At 56.9% G+C, this 22,941-nt stretch carries 13 protein-coding genes; 1 reads left to right on the forward strand and 12 read right to left on the reverse strand.

All coding sequences use genetic code 11. The features are described 5' to 3' along the window. Nucleotides 1-147: 147 nt before the first annotated feature. The 12 genes from MYS68_RS19845 to MYS68_RS19900 all read right to left on the reverse strand — a co-directional run bounded on the left by MYS68_RS19845 (nucleotide 148) and on the right by MYS68_RS19900 (nucleotide 22,151). Nucleotides 148-1,182, reverse strand: coding sequence for an alpha/beta hydrolase family protein (locus MYS68_RS19845; RefSeq protein ID WP_248927513.1), 1,035 nt, complete (start codon nucleotides 1,180-1,182; stop codon nucleotides 148-150). 57 nt (nucleotides 1,183-1,239) lie between these two features. Further along, nucleotides 1,240-2,349 (reverse strand): Gfo/Idh/MocA family protein, encoded by a 1,110-nt coding sequence (locus tag MYS68_RS19850; protein ID WP_248927514.1) that lies wholly within the window; start codon nucleotides 2,347-2,349, stop codon nucleotides 1,240-1,242. Between the two features lie 25 nt (nucleotides 2,350-2,374). Then, the gene (locus tag MYS68_RS19855; protein WP_248927515.1) at nucleotides 2,375-3,628 is read right to left on the reverse strand and encodes an extracellular solute-binding protein; all 1,254 of its coding nucleotides are present in this window, start codon (nucleotides 3,626-3,628) and stop codon (nucleotides 2,375-2,377) included. Between the two features lie 112 nt (nucleotides 3,629-3,740). Next, the gene (locus MYS68_RS19860; RefSeq protein WP_248927516.1) at nucleotides 3,741-4,190 is read right to left on the reverse strand and encodes a MaoC family dehydratase; all 450 of its coding nucleotides are present in this window, start codon (nucleotides 4,188-4,190) and stop codon (nucleotides 3,741-3,743) included. Continuing rightward, nucleotides 4,187-5,527, reverse strand: a complete 1,341-nt coding sequence (locus MYS68_RS19865) for a CaiB/BaiF CoA transferase family protein (protein ID WP_248927517.1) — start codon at nucleotides 5,525-5,527, stop codon at nucleotides 4,187-4,189. The genes MYS68_RS19860 and MYS68_RS19865 overlap by 4 nt, the downstream gene beginning before the upstream one ends. A 5-nt stretch (nucleotides 5,528-5,532) precedes the next feature. After that, on the reverse strand, nucleotides 5,533-6,687 hold the full coding sequence (locus tag MYS68_RS19870) for an ABC transporter substrate-binding protein (RefSeq protein ID WP_248927518.1): 1,155 nt from the start codon (nucleotides 6,685-6,687) through the stop codon (nucleotides 5,533-5,535). 295 nt (nucleotides 6,688-6,982) lie between these two features. Then, nucleotides 6,983-10,876: a glycosyl hydrolase family 2 protein gene (locus MYS68_RS19875; protein ID WP_248927519.1), complete on the reverse strand. Its 3,894-nt coding sequence runs from the start codon at nucleotides 10,874-10,876 to the stop codon at nucleotides 6,983-6,985. Nucleotides 10,877-11,399: 523 nt separating this feature from the next. Continuing rightward, nucleotides 11,400-13,397 (reverse strand): alpha/beta hydrolase family protein, encoded by a 1,998-nt coding sequence (locus MYS68_RS19880; RefSeq protein ID WP_248927520.1) that lies wholly within the window; start codon nucleotides 13,395-13,397, stop codon nucleotides 11,400-11,402. Further along, a complete protein-coding gene (locus tag MYS68_RS19885; protein WP_275983495.1) occupies nucleotides 13,387-14,703 on the reverse strand; it encodes a Gfo/Idh/MocA family protein in 1,317 nt (438 codons plus the stop codon). Before MYS68_RS19885 ends, MYS68_RS19880 begins: the two co-directional genes overlap by 11 nt. Nucleotides 14,704-14,872: 169 nt before the next feature. Beyond that, nucleotides 14,873-18,049 (reverse strand): hypothetical protein, encoded by a 3,177-nt coding sequence (locus MYS68_RS19890; protein WP_248927521.1) that lies wholly within the window; start codon nucleotides 18,047-18,049, stop codon nucleotides 14,873-14,875. 118 nt (nucleotides 18,050-18,167) lie between these two features. After that, nucleotides 18,168-21,086, reverse strand: a complete 2,919-nt coding sequence (locus MYS68_RS19895) for an ABC transporter permease (protein ID WP_248927522.1) — start codon at nucleotides 21,084-21,086, stop codon at nucleotides 18,168-18,170. A gap of 30 nt (nucleotides 21,087-21,116) precedes the next feature. Further along, complete coding sequence (locus MYS68_RS19900) at nucleotides 21,117-22,151, reverse strand: efflux RND transporter periplasmic adaptor subunit (protein WP_248927523.1); 1,035 nt, start codon at nucleotides 22,149-22,151, stop codon at nucleotides 21,117-21,119. 235 nt (nucleotides 22,152-22,386) lie between these two features. Between MYS68_RS19900 and MYS68_RS19905 the strand changes: the two genes are divergently transcribed. After that, complete coding sequence (locus tag MYS68_RS19905) at nucleotides 22,387-22,872, forward strand: hypothetical protein (RefSeq protein WP_248927524.1); 486 nt, start codon at nucleotides 22,387-22,389, stop codon at nucleotides 22,870-22,872. Nucleotides 22,873-22,941: the final 69 nt, after the last annotated feature.

Raw genomic sequence — 22,941 nt, forward strand, 5'->3', positions numbered from 1 at the left:
CCGCGATTCGTACGAACGCGGGAGCGAAATTGGTTAAGCCTATCGCCGGCTTTCATCGTTTTTCGAGTCGTTTTCCTCATGAAAAAAGGCTGGATTTCACAAAGTGAAACCAGCCTGGCGTAGTACCGGAGCGCCGCCGAATGCGGGTCAGAGCGCCTTAAGCCGCCCAGCCAGCCAATCGAACGATTGTCTGCCCGATATTTGATGTTTCCCGGGAAATAAATCCGCTGCAAAATGCGATTCTGCATTCATTTCGGCGTAAATTTCTTTGAGACGGTCTATAGCGGCGTGCACGTGGCGAACCGGGAAAATCCGGTCACCTTCGCCCGACTCGACGAACAGGTCCCTCGGGGCGATCAGCCCGAGCAGATCAGGCTGCTCGGCATATGGAAGAATGCCGGGCAGGTAGTTGTCGATGCAGTGGTTCATCGCGAGAATGCTGCCCTGAAATGTATTCGTATAACCGCAAATCACCGTCGCGCGTATACGTTCATCCAAAGCCGCCGTGAAACCGCCGATCAGACCGCCGCCTGAAAATCCGAAGGTGCCGATCCTTGTGGCATCCGCATCCTCGCGGCTTTGCAAATAGTCGAGCGCTCTCATCGCCTCGTACACCCGGATGCCGGCCAGCGTTTTGCCGTACATGATCAGATGTGCGGATAATACGGCGCACGAGCTGCGTCCGCCGTCCGGGTCGGCTTCGATGTCCGCCGCAAGCCTTCTTGCACCGAAGCCCATAATTTCCGGAACGACGACCAGAAGTCCCCTGCGGACAAGTTCCACGGCAAAGCGCGAATGGATTCCCGGTTCATCCGGCAAGGTTCCGTCCGGCGCCATGCCAAGCGCATCTCTTTGCCCTTTGCCGTGCCCATGGCAGGCCAGAACGGCAGGCCATGGCCCCTCACCCGTCTTCGGTTTAAGCACATAGACGGGGACAAGTACCTGATCCATCGTCGTATACTGCACGCGCTCCAGCACAAAGTCGCCGTAATCCTGCGTGTCCAGCAGCACCGGATTAAGAGGAGCCTTTTGCTCGGGGAATCCTCCCAGCGCCTGCATCAGCCTGCTCTTCAGCGTCTCCCGAAGCTGTTTCGCGCTGCCTGCGGCAGCTTGGTTAAACGAGCGGCTCCGCTCCGCCTCGACATACAGATTTTGCAGAAACAAATCGGTATTAAAGCTCATCTATTTTCGCGCCCTCCCGTTTTGAGCTGGTCATGCCGTGAGGTTGCCCAAAAATCCTCACGCATCCACTTCCTCCAAGTATACCGCACGATTTTCGGCCATGGAACGGTATGCGGCAAAAACGGTTTGCAATGTGATCAGATTGTCGGCAGCGCTGTTTTCCGGCTCGCGGTTTTCCTCAATGGCCCGCATCAGCTCGCCCATCGTGCCCATAAAGGCGTGAGGGAACCATCTTCCCTCCAGCTTCGGCTCGTACAGACTCCCCAATTCCAATCGACCGCTGTAAAAACCGACCGTGTCCTCGCGCCCTTCGGGATAATTATAGAGCGCACCGTTTGTTCCCTTGACGATCCCTTCCGTCCCTTCAAAGCGGAATGTCGCATACCAGTCGTCCTGCGGCATCCGGTTGTTGTGGTTATCGTGGACGAGCCCGCGGGCTTCCCCGGGGAATTTGATATGAATCATCGTCCGGGTTTCCCCACGGTAAGGCTGCCCCGGAAAACGCGCGCCGTCGGCATATACGTATTCGGGTCTGAGCCCGAGCACATAACGGATGCTGTCCAAATAATGAATGCTGTGGTACATGACCTCCAGCGTCGGCGTTTGCGTCAGCCAGGGCCAGTTTTCCCAATAAGTGCGGACATTGACCTGGATGGACGCCTGAAGCGGCTCGCCCAACCACCCGTTTTTCACGACGGAGCGGCTGGCCTGTATGCCCGGGGACCAGCGCATCTGCTGGTTGACCGCCGCCTTGATGCCGCACTCGGCGCATGCGCGCACAAGCTCTTTCGCGGCTCCGTAGCTTTCCGCGAGCGGCTTTTGACATAATAGATGCCTGCCGCTTTGCGCGGCCTGTATGGCGATTCCCGGCTGAAACTTGGCCGGCACGGCGATGTCGACGATTTGCACCTCCGGATGCTTAAGCATCGCCTCAAGCGTAGGGAATACCGTAATGGAAGGATCGCCGCCCGCGGCCGCTTCCGCTTTGGCCGGATTGGCATCGTAGATACCGATAACGCGAAAGCCGGCCATCCGGTAAGCCGGCAAATGCGCGTGCACGACAATTTCCCCGGCTCCGACGATGCCGATCCCCATCGTGCGGTTTTGCGGCAGCTGCGGTTTATATGCAAGCTGCGGCTGCCCGCCATCAAGTTCGCCCAAACTCATCGCAAGCTCCTCCTTATTCCTTCGATCAACAGTGGCCGGCTTTTTTCAAAATAATCCGCACCTGTTCGGCCGCCTTTTCGAGCGCATCCGGCACGGAAACGCGAAGCCGCAAAGCATCGTCCGCCATTTGCGACAGGACTTCGTTTATTGCGGGATACTCCGGAATGGGCAGCGGACTGTTCACCTGCTTATGTACTTCTTCGATATGTTCGTAATACGGGAACTTTCGGCGCACCTCTTCGTCCCGCCACGTGGAAAGGCGCGTGCCGTTTCCTCCGCACAGTGACGTTGCTTTGTCCATAACCGCCGACGCCGTTTCCTTGATGAAACGGTAAGCCATGTCCGGGTTTCGGCTGCCTGCCGCGATGCCGAGAACCCAGTAAATATTCAGCGACATATGGCGGCCACCCGGTCCATCCCCTCCCGGTATAAGGCCGGTCCGGACTTTTCCGGCGATCCGCGACACCCTGGGCATTTCCGCTACGGCGGCAAATCCGGCCCAATTCCACATCATCGCGACGCCGCCTTGGGCAAAATAATTCCCGCTCCGCACGCTGTCCATCTCCAGCGCTTCCATTGGCACCACCCGGTGTTTGTGGATCAGGTCGACCAAAAACTGCAGGGCCTCCTGCCCTTCGCAACGGTGAAATACGGGCTCCCAACCGGTCGTCACGAGTTCCCCTCCGCGGCTCCACAGATGAATGAGAAAGTCGTACACATTGTTGTGCCCGTCAGGATAAGACGCCGTCAAAGCTCCGTACAAACCTTCTTCGGGTCTTGTAAAAAATTTGGCGATATCGACAAACTGCGTCCAGGTGCGGGGCACAGCCAGCTCATACCCGAAGCGGCCCGAAAAAGCGGCCTTCTCCTGCGGATCGGAAAACAGATCGCTGCGGTAAATGAACATCTCCGGCCCGTCGTGATAAGCGATGCCGTACGTTTTCCCGTCCTCGCCGATCTGCAGCCCGCGCATGCTGGGTGCCCACGCGTCCGGCCAGCCCTCCGGCGGATCTTCGCGCAAATAGCCGTCAAGCGGCAGCAGATAACCTTGCCGAATCGCCTCCGGCAGCCAATCCGTCACGCACAAAAACAAATCGTGCCGGCCGGAAAGCGCTTCTTTTTCGACAAGCATCCGCTCGTAGAGCCGGTGTATTTCTTCAAATTCGCGGTCGATCTTCCAGCCGGGGTGGAGGTTTTCAAAGTGCTGCGCCTGCACTCCGAATGACGCTTCAAAACCGGCGAACTCCCGCGAGATCAGCTTCAGCCGTTTCGCTTCCATGCAAGCCCTCCCTCAAAACACGATTCCATTGCAGCAGGATGGGAAGCGGCAGTCGCCGCTTACGGTTGCTTCCCCATCAAAAGCCGGTACGAATAGTCCGATGCGCTGTGCGTCAATGTACGGTCTTTTTCCTCACCATGAGCAAATGCTCGCAGGCAAGCACCGTTTCGCCGCGCTGGTTGAACACCTCGCAGCGTTCGCTGACGATGCCGTATTCCGGCCGCTTCGGATGATCCTTTTTTTCATGAATCGTCGCCCGTACCCGAATTGTATCCCCGATAAAAACCGGCTTCACAAAACGAAGCCGATCGTAGCCGTAGGAAAACGCCTCCGGATTGACCTCGGACGCCGTCATGCCGACCGCTACGCTGAAAATTAGCGTTCCGTGCGCGATGCGCTGGCCGAAATCCTGCTGCCGGCACCATTCGGCATCCATATGATGCGGGTAAAAATCGCCGGTTTGCCCGGCGTGCAGCACGATATCCGCCTCCGTCACCGTTCTGCCGAACGTCTCGCGCGCCGTCCCGACTTCGTAGTCTTCAAAAAACAAGGTGCGAATCATCCGCCGAACACCTCCGCTTTGATTTTGCTGTTATGCTCGCCGATTTTCGGTGCGCCTACGGGGGAGAGCAGCATCTTGCCGTCGATGCGGATCGGGCAGCGCGTTGTCGCGAGCGCCGCCCCGCTGCCGTTGACCGTCGTTTGCGTCATATGCAGGGCGCGGAAAGCTTCATGCTCCAGCAGCTGCTTCCAATTCAGCACGTCGGCGCACCAATAATCCGCCGGCTCCAGGCGGAAAATCCAGTATGCCGTGGGCCGTTTTGCCAAATGGCCGCTGAGAATGGCTTTGATTTCGTCCCTGCACGTAAACCAGGTGGACGGATCGTGAAAAGCCGCCAGAGCCTCGCACTCAAGCAGCTGTCCAAGCTGGATGACCGACCCCATCGCCAAAGCGATGTAACCGTCCGAAGTCCGGTAAATGCCGTATGGCGCTCCCAGGTAAGCGTGGGCGTTATTGACCGCACTTCTCTCCGGCAGCTTGCCTCCGTCGTTCAGATGCGTGGTCAACACCTCGAACTGCAAATCGAGGATCGATTCGAGCAGGCTGACCTCGACATACCCTCCCTTACCCGTCACTCCCCGCCGCACGAGGCAGGCGAGAATGCCCTGCGCCAGGTGCGCGCCGGCAAACATATCGGCGACGGACAGGCCGAAAGGAACCGGCGGCTGACCGGCGTCCCCGTTCAGCCAGGCGAGCCCGGAGAGCGACTGGACGAGCAGATCCTGGCCGGGCTTGCCGCTCCATGGGCCGGTTTTGCCGTAGCCGGTAATTTCACCGTAAACAAGCCGGGGGTTCCATTCGCGAACAGCCTCGTAATGCAGGCCGATTCTTTCGATCACCCCGGGACGAAAGTTTTGGATCATCACGTCCGCCTTTTCGATCAAAGCGCGAACGAACCGGAGGTCGTCCGGGTTTTTCAGATTGGCGGAAACGCTTTCCTTGTTGCGGTTGATCGAATGAAACAACGTGCTGTCCCCATCCAGCTCCAGGTTGGAAATGTACAGCCTGCGGCACAAATCGCCGCCGTCGGGGCGTTCCACCTTGATCACTCTGGCCCCCAGATCGGCAAGCCGCAAAGCGGCAGACGGACCCGATAAAAACTGGGAAAAATCGAGGACAAGCAATCCTTCCAAAGGTTTGAAGCTCTCCGGCGTGCCGCTGTCAACCTGCGGTCGGACATGGTCTTCTCTTCCAAGGCCATCCGCCGGGTCGGAGACGTTTCTCGGCCCGCGACCGGCCGGCGGGTAAACGTCCCCCCGCGGTTCAAAGCGTGCCGGCGGAGGGGAACCTGGCTGCGGTTCAAACCCGTCCGACGAAATGGAATCCGCTGCTGCCATACGTGTCACCCCTTTGCGATAGTTAACGAGTCCCGGTACAAGCGCTTCATCCGTTCGAGAGCCTCGCCGGGATTGCCGCCCTGCATCATATATTCGCGGACATGGTCCCCGGCCCGGTCTTGAAAATGCAAATATCCGTTATACCTCGGCCGCACATAAGCCCGGTCAAGAGCAGGCAGCGTGCGGATAAAATAATCTCCCGTCCGCCGGTTCGTCTCGTCGCAAGTCCATGCGCTGCGGTGTCCCGGCTGTCCGCCGCTTTCCGCATACAGCGTCCGCTGAATTTCGGGAGACGCGGCAAACTGCGCATATTTCAACGCTTCATCCTTATGCTTGCAGGAGGAGGAGATTGCGAGGCCGGTTCCGCCGAGCGTCGAGCGCAGCCGGCCGGATTCGCCGAATGCGACCAGGTCGCCGAAGGACAGGCGATGTTTTCCATAGCCTTCGCGCGCATAGTTGGAATAGCCGTAGGCGAACGGGCAGTATCCGATCTCATCCGTGCCGGCCATCGCTTCGTATACCGCAATCGGGTTCCAGCGGAATATGTCCGGCCGGCAGAGCGCAGCAAGCTCCCGCATCGTTTCGAGCGCTGCGCGTCCGACATCGTTCGAGACAACCTCATCTTCCCCGGCAAAAGGTTCTTCCCCATGAGCCAGACAAAACATGTAAAAATTCATCAGGCTGTCGATCGGAATGGCCGCGAAGGCGACGATATTTTTTCCGGCGAGCCGGAGCAGCTCCTGCCAGTTCCCCGGCACCTGCATGCCGTGCCGCTGCAAAACGTCCTCCCGCCAGGAGGCGACCGGAGTTGCCGCATCGATAGCCAGCGCCGTTTGGCAGCCGTCAAACAGGTAACTCTCGTGGGATTTTCCGACGGAATGGTCCGCCTGATCCCGCATAAATTCCACGGGGATATATTCGTTTAAAGGCAGCAGCACGCGCGACCGGGTTGCGAAGCCCGCCCAAGGATGATCGATCACCAGCAGGTCGTATCGTTCGATTAACGACTGGATCGGCTTGTCTGCGAATTCCTGCAACGACCGTTTGTCCCATTCGATCGAAACGTCCGGATACATCTCGGAAAAACGCTGCGAAGTCGCGACCATCGGAACGTATCCGCGCGTATGATTCCATGTAATGCCGCGAAGTACGACGCTCATGTAACACCTCCATTAGAATTGCCGGCAATCCGGCTCCGGCACGTACGCTAACGGACCGGGATGCCGTTGTTCGGCCGATTTTCCGGCATCGAAATTTTAACGGACAGGATTGACGTTACCCGGCCTTTCGAATATGATTGACGGGCTTTTTCAGTGATATAACGTCATCTCGGTCCACGGCACCCGGAATTTTGCCCTCCCCGGCACAAATAACGCCCGTGGTGTCCGTTGCGACGGGACGGTTCGTCCTGCAGAGGTCGGGATCGGACAACCGTCCGCATCTGCGGCAAATCAATCAAACGTCCGACTCTCCGGCCAAAATCCGCACCGGGCCATATAGTCCGCCGGAGGGGAACCATATCTGCCATTCCCGCTCCTCCTCCGCCCGCTCCCGGCTCCAGTAGGTTACAGCCGGATTTCCGCCGACCAGACTGGTCGGCCTGCCGATTTCGTAGTGAGTGCCGAGCGTGTTCGTCACCCGGATACGAAGCCGGTGTCGGCCTCCGGCGAGCTGCGGGAGCGCAAACCGGTATGGCCTCCACAGCCGTACCCCGAGCGGCTCGCCGTCCAGCCAAACCTCCGCGGTGCCCCGGACGTGACCGAGATCAAGCTCTCCTTCGTCAAGCGCCGGCGCCTCGAAAACCGTTTCGTATTCCACCGCCCCGCTGTGATGCGGCAGGCACAGTGCGGTTCGCCAGTCGCCGAGCGCTCCTTGCGCCGGGACCGTTTCGAAGCGGATCGGCGCGAGCAAAACGGCGGCCTCCGTAAGCGGGCCGTCCGGTATAACCTTGACGGCGGCAACGGTCCCGGCCGGCTGCGGCGCAAACCGGACAACGCCGCCGCTTGCTTCAGCCTCAGCGCCGCCGATCCAAACGCGCATCTCCCCCGCACAAACGATGCGCATGCTTGCTGCGCCGGCGGGCAGCGGGAAGCGCAGCCATACCGGACGGCCGATTGCCGCAGGGTCGGCCGAGAAAGCGAGCGGCTTCGGCTCCGGAACGGAGTCCGGCATAAGCCAGCCTACCATCGGCAGCGGGTGGGGCCTGGCCGAGATCCACAGCGACTCCGTTTCCGCAAACTGCAGCACGGAGAAATGATGAATGCCCGGCGGCTGCCCCTGATCGTCGGCCCAGTCCTCCCCGGTGCAAAACGAAATCGTCTCGCCGTCCGCATGCTCGACCAGTCCGTCAGCGAACACCTCTCCCTTGCCTTCGGGCAAAGCGAATTTGATTTCGTTGACGCCATAACGCCACCATGCCGTCACATCGACTTCCTCCTGGCCCTGGCGGATATACGGGTTGAAGTCTCCGTGCTCGGTCACCTTCGTTCCGTTCACGAACAGCGCCGCCCTGCCGCGAGCCGCGAATACGAGGCGCACCCGCCGGATAGGACGGTCGCCGGCGCTTTCGATCCGCTTCACCAGGCTCGACTGCGGATGCGGGTTTCGCGCGAACAGCCATTTCGGAAGCGGCGGCCTCGCTAGGCGATTTACCTCAACGGCCGCCCGAATGGCCCCATTGCCGATCGCTTCGGCCTTGAGCAGCAGCTCGTTGGCGCCCTCCCGCAGCCGGATCCAGGCCGTCCGCTCCTCCGGCCCTCCGCTCCATTCGATTTCCGCCCCGTTGATCCGGCCGGACAGGTTCGAGTTACTTTCCGCGCGGATCCAGTAGCGCCCCGCTTCCGGTGCAAGCACAAAGGTTTTGGCCCAAACGGCATCGCCTTTCTTCGCCTCGCCGAGATTCAGAAACCGGCGCGGCACCCGGCCCATCCGGCCCGCCCAGGAACGCATGGACAAATCGCCGAATACATTGCTGTACACCTTCGGCGCGCAGCGCGATTTTTCGAACGAATCCCCTGGGCATACGTGCCAGCAAGCGGATTCACTCCACAATCGCGGCAGCCAGCCATCTCCCGCCTCGTCCAGGTCCGGCAGATGCCAGCCTTCCTTCTCCCCGTCCGTCCCCTCGGCCTCCGTCCGCACGTTCACCATGCGCCGTTCGACCGGCAAAAACCCGCCTTTCTCCCCATGCAGATCAAAATCGCCGTACCGGTTATCCAGCGTCGGCTCCACGCGGATACGCCAGCCGTCCGCCGGCAGCTCCAGCTTCGGCACCGATGCGGACCATGGGCGAACCGGAGCGGGAAACGGAGTTGTTCGTCCGCCGTCTCCCGCAACCTCCGCCATGCGCTCTGCGGAGGCCGGCATCGGCTCCTTTCCGGCGCAAACGATCAAAGCCGCAGGCCACGAGACGAATGGAACCCGCAGCCTGATCCAATCGCCTTCCCGCTTGTAAGCAAGCGGTCGGGCGCTGCCGGTGACCGGGTCCCAAAGCTGCGGCACGCGGTCCGTCTTGAGGCGGTAAACGGCCGGCTCCGGCATAACCGTTTCCGGGCAAGCCGGCTGATGCATCGCCAGCAGCGCTCCGTTTTCCGGCAGCAGCAGGAAAATGTCGGCATCCCCGGTTCTGCGGTGCAGCGATTCACCCGGACCTTCCGCTCTCGCCGGAACGCGGGCTTGCACCAGGGCGGCCGCTTCCTCGGCCGTATCGACGTAAATGGCCCCGCCAAGGTCCCGCTCCGCCTCCGGCACGGCGACGGCGATCACGAGCCCGCCCTGCCCGAGCCAATCTTCGATCCGCTCGCGTGCTGCGTCACCCATAACCGTCGTACCGCACAGCAGAAGGGCGGAAAACCGTTCGTCCGTGATTCGCAGCTTCGCCCCTTCGGATACCGCCTTCTCCAACGCGCTGTCGTCGGCGATATCGAAATCGATCCGCGCTTTCTTCAGAACGCCGGGCTGTACACTGTCCCGGCGGTTCCAGCCGCCCGCGATGCTTCGGTAGACGTTTTGAATATGCGTCACCTGACCGTTCGGCTCCCGGTTCGCCACTCCCATCGGATGCTCGCCCGGTTTGCCGTCCGCGAGCGACATATACCCGCACACCGCATAGGACGGGTAATGTACGGCCACGTCGCAAACATGCGTCCCTTGACTGAGCAAAAAGCAAATGCGGCTGATCGTATCGGCAAATACCGGATAATGCTCAAAATACGGCTGCCGCCACCCCGTATCGGGCGGGGCCCACTCCCACCAGCCGCCCCGCGTACTGTAGTAGACCGCATGCGGACTGTATACCGTCGCCCCGGCCTGAAACCACGGGATCAGCCAATGCATCGTTTCCTCGAGCGTACCGCCCCAGCCGCTGGAATGGAACGCTTCCAAAAATACCCGCGAATTCCGGTCACCGTGCAAATGTGCTATCGACGAATGCGGCTTGATCTCCCCATCCATGTCGCTTCCGGCTGCATTAAACCAGCGGTGCGTGCGGAAATAATCCAAATACAAGCGCTGCGCTCCATGCGGGTCCGCCCTTCGGGCCGGGCCGGCCTGGTCGCAGCAGATCAGCATCCCGCGCCGCCTGTGCCACTCGCCGAGCGGTATAAAGAAAGCTTGCTCCGCCAGCTCGGCGGCCAGGCGATACATGCGGCGGCGCACCGTGGCGGAGCCGGGCAGCGGATCGAACAAGGTGGGCAATAGCGGAGCGAGCGCTTCGCCGAACCGTTCTTCGTAAAGCATGGACAGCTTTGGGGTCCATAGCGGAAGCGGCGGCAGCTCGTCCTGGAAGCTGCCGGCTATCGTTTTCCCCAAATCGTGCGGAAAACGCCGCTCCATCTCTCCGTGAACACGATCGATCAGCTCGGCCGCAGCTGCGGGATCGAGCCAGTTGAAGCCTTGGCGCACCGCTGCGTACGTATAGTCGCCCGTTTCGTGCAGCACGTCCGCAAACTCCGGCAGCTCCTCGCCGGACGCGAACCGGCGCAGCTGGTAGCCGGCCGCCTCCGGGCGCTCGGTGACAATGCGGGCCGGCATGTTCGATCCGGAAAAGCCGATCTGGTCGTAAAACCACAAATACATGCCAAGCCGCTCCGCCTCCCGCAGCGCGACCTCGAACATGCGCCACCAATCTTCGCTGGCGAAGGCCGGGCGGTCGCTCACACTGCCGTACTGCGGTCCGGTCGGAGCCAAATTGATGATGCCGATATTGCGCAGGCCCCCGTCCCGGAACTTCCGCATTTGCCAGCGAACCCGTTCCGCGGTGACCTCTTCGGCGCTCCACCACCAGAAAGGCACCGGGCCGAAGCGGGGATCCGCCTGCGCGAACTTTTTTTGCAGCCAAGTAGCATTCATGGCAGTCCTTCCTTCCTTTCTTCTGCACTCCGGCTTGCGATTGCGGCCGTCGGCGGGATTGCCGGGGAAGCCGCCTAAAGCGTCAGGTTAACAAGGGCTTATGGATCGCCGATTGAACCTCACGGACAGAACGACGTTGGAACTGTTAACCCGCTAAAATAATATAGAGGAACCCACGTTCGTTATTCTTGGGTAAATGAGCACATTGAAAAAATTAGAGGAACTGGGATGCGTTAAATCAGTGGAAAATGGCTTGAGGAGCGGGAAAACAGACAAATAGCGCACCTGAGTTCCGCTAACTCCCAAAACGTCCAAAATTGGCCTGATTAGCGAACCATAGTTCCGCTATGGTCGCGTCTCATCTGGCAACAATGGGAAGCCGTCTACAGCCCCTCTAGCCGGCGGCCTCTTTCCCGCTCTTTTCGGCCACCTGCTGCAGCCTTCAAAATTGACCTGCCCTGCGAACCATAGTTCCGCTATGGCACGTCTCATCTGGCAACAATGGGAAGCCGCCCCCGCCCCGCTAGCCGGCGGCCTCTTTCCCGCTCTCCTCCGCAGCCACCTGCTGCAGCCTGCCTTCTTCCGCAAGCCACCGGTCCGCATCCGGCAGATCGAAGTAGCGGAGCATCCCCGGCAAAATAAAACTTAACGAGTCCGTTTCGTCGTAAAACGGCTCCCGGATCCAATCGCCGATGCTGCTCATCCGGTTTTCCATGCGCACGCTGCGGATGCGCGGATCGAGCAGGGCGGCGAGCCCGGCGTATACGGCATAACGGCCGCTGCCGTAAAGCCGGATATCGTCCGGGTCGACGTTTTTCAAGCCGGCCGCCAGCTCTACGGCGCGCAGCACGTCGAACGTGCGCACGGCGGCCATGCTGTCGCCAAGCCACATCAGCTCGTCGGTATGCTTGTCGATGACGCCGAACCGTTTGAACGGCTTATCCGTAGGGGAGTTCAGGTGCGGCAGCAGCGGGCCGATCCCGGTCGGATTCAGCACCATCGCGATCCTTCCCGAGGCGCATGTTTCCATAATCCAGTCCGCATGGGTTTCGAGCACACTTGTCCCGCCTTCCCAAACGGCAATCGTCACCGGGAGCCGTTTTCCCCAGGCATCGGCGTCGAAAAACTGCAGCGCGTGGTTCAGCAGCCCGTGCTGGCTCCACCATATCGTGCGGAGCACCCACAGATGTTCGATTTCCCCGGCGCCGGAAATGCGCGGGTTGAGCTCGCAAGGCCGCCTGTTGTAAAATACGGCGCCGTGCAGCCAAGCCAATGCGCGGCTTTTCAGCTCGCGCTCCGGCAGCGCCCGGCGCGACACCTCGAACTCCGCAAGCCGATCGGCGTTTTCCGCGTGCGTGGTTTTGGCCTGCGCGAATTCGCCGACCACCTGGCCGCTCCGCGTGCACCACAGCTGCTCGGCAGGAAACAACTTGATCGCACCGTCATCCGGGTCGACCTCCCTGCCGAGCAGATGCCCCGAGAAAAACCGGGCCGCCGCCCGGGCGAGCGCAGGGGTAAACTTGTGCACATTCTCATCCTCGAAAATATCGAGATCGCCGCTCCGGCCGTACATGTCCCAAAACCTGCGGTTCACGGCAACCGTATGCCGCGCCCCCTCGATCGGCACGGAATCGTACGTCGTAGCGAGCACGAGCACCGGGCGGGGAGCCATCGCCAGCACGATGTCTTCGTGATCGAAGCCGAGCGCGGAGAAGCCGGGCCACTTCTGCTCGGCGTCCTGCGCCTTGCCGGTCAGCAAAAAATACGGCCGGTTCATGATGAACCCGCCGGGTGCCGCCGCAGCGATCCGCCGATCGTGCATCATGACGAGCGCTGTTTGCGTACCGCCTCCGGAATGTCCGGTGACCCCGATGCGATGCGGATCGACCTCCGGCCGGCTGCATAAATAATCGATCGCTCGTTCGGCGTCATGAAGCATGTAACGGGCCAGGCTGTCGCCTAACGGCAAAAGCTGGCGGCCGACATTTTCATGCTCCGTCACGCTGGTCATCGGCGCCTGCCCTGCAGCCGGATCGTAGAACCCGAACCGCTCGCCTTGGCCTACCGGATCGAGCGCCATCACGATCAGTCCGGCGTGCACCAAATAATGGCATACCGTTTGGTATTCGTCGCAGTGCTTCGCCTGCTCGCGATGCCCGCATAACACCAGCACGGCACCGCGTGGACCGTCCGTTCCATCCGGTATATAAAGGTTTGCCGTTGCGTACACGCAAGGTCTCGGCTCGAAAATCACCTTCTCGACCCGGAAGCCTTCCCCTTGTACGGAGCCGGTAATTTGCGGGTTAAGCGGGGTGGCCGCTGCGGGCAGCCCGCCAAGGCACTGCTCCAACCCTTCTCGGATCTTCTGCTGCCGCCGCCTCAGCTCCTCCTTGCTCCCGATCGCGCTGCGCGCCTGCTCGCCTTTTTCCGCCGCACGCATGGCGGATTCGTACACCCACCTGGGCAGTTGGCTTTTTACATCAAAATGGGCGATACCCGAATTTTCCAGTTTATCGAACACTGCTGCCGCATCCTCCTTCTGCAATTCCCGATGCCAAAAGATCGGATATACGTACGGGCCTGCCGGCTTGGACCGACTTCCACACCGCTTCGCCGGTCAGCACCGAATCGGCCCCCGCCTCGGCACCCGCCAATATTTCGTAAGACCGGCGCGGGTCAGGTCCGAGAAACAGATCCTCCAAAATAAGCGGATCGCCTCCGCCATGCCCTCCGGGCCTCGGGACGACATGGATCGTTTCCTTTCCTCCGAATAACGGGAAATATTCGATCGTTTGTTCCGGGACCGAATACGACGTCCGCTTCGTCATCACTTCCTGCGTTTCGATCCGCCCCTTCGTCCCGTTGATGGCGAGGCGGTACCCTTCGTAAGGCAGCGAAAAATTGACCGAGTAGCTGAGAAGCGCCCCCCGGTCGTATTTGACGGCGGCCGCGTAAGTATCTTCAATATCGATTTCCGAGTCGAAAATGCACCCGTCCGCCCGGTACCCGGTCCGGCTGCCCGGCTGCACGTCGATTTGGGTCAGGTGGTCGTCCTCGGGTACGATTTCCTTGCTCCTTGTCGACCAACGCATGAAATATTCACAATCCGTCTTGACCCGGCACGTGCCGCAAAACCGGCCGTCCTCCTTGGCCGGATTGAGCTCGCCGCCGGGACCGAAATAGTTCAGCGCCCCGTAAGCGAACGCTTCCACCGGCTTCTGGCCGATCCACCAGCTGACCAGATCGAAATGATGCGTGCTTTTATGTACCGACAGCCCTCCGGAGTGGCTTCTTTTGCGGTTCCACCTTTTAAAATAACTCGCCCCGTGATACGTATCGAGATACCAGTTCAAATCGATGGACGTTACCCGGCCTACCCGCCCCTCCAAAATCAATTCCTTGATTCGCGTATGGATGGGAGAATAACGATAGTTAAAGGCGACGTACAGCTTGCCCCGGCTGCTTGCCTGCGCGTCCAAAACCCGCCGGCAATCGATTCCGCTCGTCACCATCGGTTTCTCCGAGATCACCTCAAGATGATGTTCCAGCGCCTGCACTATATAATCCGCATGGGTGTAATCCGCCCCCGCGACAATAACAACATCCGGCTCCGTCTCCCGGAGCATCTGCCCGAATTGCCCGGGAAAATATACGGGCAGCCCTTTAAGCGTCGGGAACTTCCGGAAGCAGTTTTCGAACCGTCCGGGATCCGCGTCGAGCAGGCCGACGATTTCGCAATGCGCGGAAAACGTCTCCAGCATGGGACGGATAAACATGCCGTTCGCCCGCGTGCTGACTCCGCAGATGACGTATCTTTTTTTGCCCAAAGCTTGCCCCTCCCATCTCCAAGTCCGGCGGACTTTCACACTCATTATAATGGAGGCCGGCAGCCTGGAGTTAGCGATTACGACCTTGATTATAGGCCGATTATGCCGAACCGCGCAGCATTGTGAAAACCCCCGCCGGCTAACCGGCAGGGGTGCAATCGATATGGCGTTACTTCACAGTCACAACAGTTTCTTGCGGTTTGTTGTCGGGGCCGACCATCCTCAGCTTGAAGCTTTGCAGATTCACTTTGCTGGCGGTATAGACGCCGCTCTTCGGCTTAAAGACAAGCTTGTAATCGGGCGTCATATAAAACGTGTCCTTATCTTCATCCTTTGTTCCCGGTTTGTAGGCGATATCCTCCAGAGTCAACGAAACACCGAAATCGCCGATGAACGGGGTCAAATTTTCCGTGTTCGTGTTTTTCGAAAAATCAGCGGAGTTTTTGAACGAGTTGCCTGACTTATCGACAACCGTAACCCCGTTCATCAGCTTGCCGTCCCATATATAACGGCCGTCGATTTCATTGACGTTAGCATTTATTGCCTTATTGTTGCCTACCTTGATATAGTCAAAGTCTATATTTGAAGTATATATGCTGAAATTAATTTTAAGCGTCTTTGTGCCTTTCGGCGTCTCGAATCCGATCTGGGCTGTGGTGTTGCCCGGATTGAGTCCGATTATTCTAGTGGAAGAAGACGTTTTATCGATGGCTACTATTTTTGTATTTTCAATATTTACAAATTTAATAACCGGCCTGTATCCCTCTTTTGGAAATGGAACCTCCGTACCTTCTTTATTGTTCGCCCTGATAACCTGATTGGTAATTTCCTTGGTCAGATCCCTGTTGTTTGCGAAAATATAAGCGGCATCCGCCGCATCTGCGGTTTTCTTACTGTCATCCTTGTTCGGATTCGCCTTCAACCCCTTCTCAACGAAATATTTGCCGTAAGCGAACATATTCGGATCAAAGTCTATCCAATACGTTAATTCGTCATCGTCTTCCAGTTCGTCCCATGTATAGGTTTTTGCTTTGCCTGTCAGCGAATACAATTCGTTAACGATCGGCCACTTCGTAGGGTCCGCTTCGCCTGACTTCTCCGCTACCTGCACTAAAGTCGCCGTTATATGATAAGTTCCTTTCAGCTTGGCATCCGCCTTCAACGAAACGCCTTTCCCCGTGGTGTCTTTAGCCGTTAACCGCAAGGTCGGCTTCTGATCGTTCAGTATAAGCTTCGTCGAACCCAAAGAAAACTCCCCTGTAAACGCCCCTGGCGAACCGTCCACCCTCTCCAGCTTGTATAATACCTGGTATTCATTGTTTGTGATCGTATACTCGTCATTATATTGATCCCTGACCTTGGATTTGAAATCAGCGGATGAGCCCGGAGTCATCATGTACTCGAGGGATGGCTCAAAACCGTCCTTCTCCAGCAAAACCGGCTTCCGCTTCTCCACGAGATCGAAGTCAGCCTTTGTCCTGAACCCGTTAGTCCGCAGCTCGACCTCAATGGACCCTTCCGCCGTTCCCCTCACTTCCTTGATGCGAATATCGCCCCTGTTTCCCCCGGAAAGCTCGATCGGACCGGTTTCGCCGGGAACGGACGACTCCAGATCGATCCCGCCCTTGCTTGTGACGCGAATCTCCCCGGCTTTGGCCAGCGCTGCCTTTTCGTCCGCGGTAAGCTGATAGCCTTCCGCATCCCGGACGATCAGGGTGATGACTTTGTTTACATCCCCGTCGGCCAAAAAACTGGGCGGATCGCTGATTTCCACGGTGGCCGGTTTTTTCGGCGTTAGCACGCTGAGCCTTTTCGTTACGCTTTGCCCGGAATCCAGGGCAATGAGCTGCAGCTCCGCCGACGAGTCTTTATCGACCTCCGTGTCGGCTACAAGCTCAAGCTCTTCCACGCCGTCGCCATCGTAATCGAAAAACACATTCTCGTCTTCATCCTTGAACAACCGCGCACCGGCGGTCATTACCCGGACTCCTTCCTTTAATATATCGAGATCGTATATTCGGTTGCCATATTGGTCATATGCGGCAAACGGCAGATACACTTTTTGCCCGGGTTGTATGATCTGACGGTTGCCTTCGTAAATCAGATCCCCCGCTTCGACCTTCGAAACAAGCGTCTTATCCCCGACCTTAAACGTCTTCGTCGCCGATAACGAACGCTCTTTATCGCTGACCATAACGGTGATTTGGGTTCCGCGTTTCTCGCCGCTTAAATCGAGAATAAAAGCCTGCTTATTGTTCGGGAAGTATTTATACGGCTGCCTGCCCGTATAAATATCAAATTTCCCGAGCGTAAACTCCGTTTGTTCGCCGTATTGATTTTTTTGCTTGAATTCGATCACCGTTTTCGAACGGGGCAGCTGATCCGACGGATTGACAAACTCGATCGCTTTGATCTGCTCGTCTTCCGCCGTAAATTCCGCGCTTTTCTTATCCACGCTTGCCTCGTCCAAACCGGACAGTTCAACCGTATAGGTTCCTTTTTTTAACTTTTCCTCCAGCGTGATGACCGCCGATTTCTGATCGCCCGACCATTCGGCGGTACCGGCAAGTTCGCTTCCGTCCCGTTTTACGGTGAGCTTCGCCTTTGCGGAATCGACGATTCGGTCGAAAGTCGCCGACACTTTCTTCGCGCCGACGGCCTTCGCTTCCGTCAAAGATACTTTGCCCGGGGCGTTCAATTCCGCAAACAATTTCCCCGTCTCGTACAATGCATCCACGAGCATTCTTCGGGTCGCCATCCGGTCGCCGTGGAAACGGTTGTCCTCCTGGTTTTTCATAATCTTCAGCTGAAGCGCCATCGTGACAAACCGGCTGAACGTTTTATCGACGCCGTCCAGATTCGCGGGGCTTTGGTCTGTAATCGGCGTCACTTTTCTTGCTGCATCCACCATACCAAGTCCATAAATGAGGAATTTGGCAAGATCCTGCCGTTTCATTTTGTCATCCCCATCGTAGACAATGCCTTCGTTATTGATAAGTCCGGCCTTTTCAAATTGTTCCAAGTAGGAATTATTTGTAAGCGCTTTATCGGTTAAACGAGAAAAAGCAACCTTGGCGACTCTAAAAAATTCCTCGCGGGTCGCGATGCTGTCGACTCCGAACAGTTCATCGGAATCGGGTGCGAGCGCACCTTCGCGAATAAACAGATTAAATTTGTCTTTCAGGTCCTTCGACTGCTCCCGCAAATCCTTGAAATCGTCGGCGGTCTTGACTGCTTTGCTCTCGTTAGCAGCCGGCGAACTTTCTGTTGCAGCCGTATCCGCATACGCAGGCACATTGGTCGCAAGCAGAAGAAACGACAGCAACAACATAACGCACTTTCTCATACAGACACCTTCCTTCGTAAAATTATAAATGCACCTTGTACTAGATCTAAAATAAATGAAGATACGCCACCGTTTATAGGGGATTTATCGCATATTTATAGGTTGCGAGTACTTTCATCTAATCTTCTCCCAGCTTGACGGCCTGATGAATGCGAATGCGCGAAACAATGTAACCGAGAACCGCCAGTCCGATGCCGAGCATCACGTTGACGATCCAATACAGCCGCACCTGATCTCTTATATCGAACGTCACTTTAAACGGCGGAACCTGGGTGCCCGGGTCAAAAGACAGCTCGAATAACGGCACGAACAGACGGCTTGTAAAGTTGCCCGTTACGATCCCGATCAGCATCGCGCTGCCCGAAATCAAGATTTGCTCGGAAGCCAGCATGACAATAAGCTGGATAAACGAGATGCCCATCGCCCGCAAAATCCCGAATTGCAGCGTTCGCGCAAATAGCGACAAAATCCAGTACAGCAGGAAGCCGAAAAAGCAAATGCAGATCGATATGAGAAAACCGAGCGTCATCACGCCGTTAATCGCCAGCTGGAAAGGATCGTTGATCGCCTTGATCTGCTCCTGCTTCGCATCCCGAACCGATTCGATTTCATATCCATGATCGCGAACCCCTTGATATACGGCCTGGCCGCTTGCGCCGGGCTTCAGCTTCAGCCATACCTCGTACGGCTCGAGCGCGAGATTGTTTTGAATGTACGACAAATGGCCGACCACCAGCATAGGCTTTTTTACTTTTGTGGTCGTCCCCTGCTTCGTCTTGACCGTCACTTGATCGCCCGCGCCCGGGTTCGGATTCCACGACGGCCAGTAGTTTATCGTCCCGTATACGGTGAACGGAGCGCTTTCCACCTGCGACCAGCCGATCGTAATCGTGTCGCCGGGTTTGATGCCGTATTCCTCGGCCATCGATTTCGAAATTAACACCGCCGACGGGTTCACCGCGATCAGGTTCAAATATTCGTTGAAATGACGCCCGAGCAGCTTGGAGCGCATCCAGGCGGTTTGGCCGAAATCTTTCGTATCGATGCCCATGAGCTGCACGGTATCGCTCGCTTTGCCCCGTGAGAACACCGCATCTTTTTTGATAAACACCTTGGCGGCATGCTCCACGCCGGGCAGCTGCGTAAACGGCAGGAAGGACGGCTCGGTGTACTGTGTTTTATGTGGCGCCTCCGGTTCTTCATCGGAGAGCTGGGTTTCCGCGGACGCCTCCTCTTCGGAAGCTTCTTCTTCCAGCAGACCGGTCAAAATCGCCGGAGGAGCGTCGTTTTCCCAATGGATTTGCATCGTGATGTCGGCGCCGGCGGAATAGCGGATTTTGTCAAGCGTATTCATGTTGATCGTTCTAGTGGCGCTCGCGCTGAACAATCCGGTGGCGATCGTGATGATCAGGAACACCATAATAAACTGGTATTGAATGGTCGACCTGCTGACCTGAATGAACGTGGAGTACAGGGACGGCGGCCACCACCGTCTGCCGATGCCGAAAATAAGCCTCATGAACCACGGATACAGGCGCAGCACGAACAAGCCGAGCCCCAATATAAACAGCGCGGGAATGAGAAACAGCAGCGGATCGACCCGCAAATCGCCCGATTTGAGACCGAGCGACAGCAGCTCCTGCGTGCGGATTTTATAATTTTGCAAGCCGTAAAGAGCGATCCCGATCAGCACGACATCGATGAAATATTTGTGCCAGAACGAAACCTTCATCTGTCTGGCCGATTGCTGCTTATGCCCGACGATGGTCGCCCTTGTCGCCAAAAGAACGGGAATCAGCGTCATCACAAGCGAAGCGCCAACCGCAACGAGCGCATACAGGTAGGCGTCACGGTTCAAAGACACTTCCAGTTTGGCGCGCTGCACGAACTCGAGAAATCCGCTGGAAGCGCCCAGCACCTTCGTCATCGCCGCCCCCAAATGCGGACCTGCAAAAAAGGCGACCGCACCGAGAACAAGCCCCTCCGCCACATAGCTGAGCACGATTTGCAGACGGCTCGCTCCACGGCTGCGCAGCACGGCGATTTCCGTCTTCTGCCGCTCCGCGATCAGGTTGGCTACCATGTACAAATAAAAAGCGAGCATCAGCATGACCGGCACGTTAAGCGACCATAACATAAGCCGCAAATTCGTCTCTTTCACGTAATAGGAGCTCAGCGTCGCAATGGCCGGCGCGTTGTTGTTATGTGCTTCGTAACGCTCCTCCAAGTGCTCGTCGATCATTCGGCCGGTGCCGAGGTAATCGCGGGCGGAGGCGAGCGACATCTTCGTATAGTCCAGCGCCCAGTACCAGTAGCTCGACTGCACGTTCAGTTTGCCGCCTTCGGTAAAGTCTTTTTCGAACAAAGCAAAATCGATCAGGAAGCTGTTTTTATAGCTGCTCGGAATGTTATACCAAAAGATATCGGCGTAATCTTTGCGGTCGAATACCCCGACCGGCTTGACGCGAACCGTTTGCTTCGTATTCACGTCCTGGATCGTGAATTCGGTGCCCAGCACCATTCCGAGCTCGGTGAGCGCCTCCGCCACGACGAGCGCTTCATATACGCCCCCTACCGGCTCCTTGGCCGGAAGACGCCCGTCGACAAGCCGCATATGCTCCTCCATCCCGTCAATGGCGGTAAAATCGGCCGAACGCTGCTTCGCGGCATCCACTTTGCCCGGCTCGGCGGGAGTGAGTCCGTACCGCTGGGTCGACCGTTCGCGCACGAAATATTGCACGGGCAACCCGAACCTGGGGCTCGCTTTTTTCAAAAAAATGTCGGTTTCATGCAGCTTGGCGCTTTTCTGCCCGTCCTGGGCGGTCATGGTGGCCGACAGCCAATATATGCCGGGGTATTGATTGCTGCTTAGCTGCAGCTGCTTCAGCTCCTGAATGAGCAATCTTTGCAGAATGGCGCTCGTATAAATCGGCATGCTGCTGGCCAGCGCGACGGATAATATCAAACCGAACAAGAGGCTGAGCTCGAGCCATTTGTTGCTGATCATTTTGCGCAAAATCATCACGAACAGTGCCAATGTTCCACCCCCTGATCCAATCCGGTTCCATCAATTGTTCAAGATGACCTTTTGGCCTTCGGTCAGCCCTTTGCGGATTTCCACTTCCGTCGCCGCCACGATGCCTTTCTCCACGTCGATTTCTTTCCGGCTTTCGCCGTCCAGCACCTGCACGTAATCCCGCCCCATGTAGCTGCGCAGCCCGGCTCTCGGAATAACGAGCACGTTCTCCCTTTTTTCCGTCACAATTGTAATATCCGCCTGACTGCCTATCGTGACGTCAGCCGGAAGCCCCTCCACCGCAATGATAAGGGATTTCGCGTTTTTGTCCTGGATCGCCTTATTGTTGTTCGGCGGTGCCGTCATCGGAGTTTGCACGACCTTCCCCTTATACGATGTTCCTTTGATCTTGACGTCGACATCCATATGAATTTCCACACCGGCCAAGTCGTTTTGACTGGATCCCGTGTAGACAAGCTTCATCTGCTTCGGGTCGGCGATCGTCACGAGCTGCTTGTAGGCGGTAACCTGCTCGCCCGGCTGAATCGGATCGATGTACGTGACGATGCCGTCGACCGTAGCGACCAATCTCGCTTTATCGAGCTGGCTTTTCAGCGATTTCAATTGGAGGGTCGCGCTTTCCAAATCGAGCATTTTCGAGCGGAACTCGGGACTCTCTTCGCCGCTGGCCGCAATTTCCTGCTTCATCTGCAGCTCGATTTTCTCAATCGCAATTTCCTGCAGGCGAATTTTCGTTTCCAGATCTTCGGTTTCCGTCGTCGCTACCACATCCCCGGATTTTACCCTGTCGTTCAGCTTCACGTTCATCGAAACGAGCCGGCCGCCCGATTCCTTGTAATACAAGTAATCCATTTTGTCCGAAGCGAAAGTCGCCACTCCGGTAATTTGTTTGGCGATATTCGTCTGCTTCGCTTCGTAGACGCTGAAGGTTTCTTTGACCGGCTGGATCAGAGGCGGAGCCAGCTCCTCCTCTTCCACCGGGAGCAGGGAGCAGCCGGTCAAGGGGACGACCGCACAACATAGGACCAGCATCGGGAGAAGAAGATTTTTCCGTTTCTTGAGCAATTTAACCATCCTCCAGTATGTTGCATCCGAAAGCATTACAAATTAACGGTACTATGAAAACGCTGTCTTGATTTAGGGTTTTCTTTCACCTTTGTAGGTTGATTTGATCCAGTTCGTGCTTTTCCCGGACAAAACATATATTAGATAATATCGCCCTATATTTTCCCATGTAATTATTTGGTATATTTGTCATTGTAACTGGCCGGTTACAACTAAATGCGTTGGAGGAATAACGATGAAGTTTAAAAAAATGCTAAGTATTTTTGCTTTGGTAGCTGCTTTATTAACCTTTACGCAATCCGCATTTGCGGATGGTACACCAATTAATTCATGGACGGTAGCAGAAGAATATGGGTGCAAACGAAACGATTCAGAAATAGCAGGTGGTGGTACGACAAATTATGCTTACATGCACCTTCGTTCAGGTGTTCCTTGCTGGGCAGGTGTCTCAGGCACGACTTATGTATCAAATGCAAACCAAATTTTAATTGATTGGAGTTTTGATTCATGGGATAGTGGAATAGGCGGCGTCGAACTGGAAATTAATAGGTGGGATGGTAGTAATGAATATATAGATTTGGATAATGATCGCAGTTATGATAATGGAACCACAGCTATTGACGTTGCCGGATACACAGGGTATGTAACGGTTAAGTTAGTCGCATTCTCCAGCGGTCTCAGGATTGTAAGAGCTAATATCGATAATATAACTTTTCAGTAGAAGATCACATTGTCTATACAAAATTCTCTGAAGATCTATTAAAAAGTTCATTACTTGCCGCATAAGAGG

Source organism: Paenibacillus hamazuiensis (genome assembly GCF_023276405.1).
Lineage (GTDB): Bacteria > Bacillota > Bacilli > Paenibacillales > NBRC-103111 > Paenibacillus_AF > Paenibacillus_AF hamazuiensis.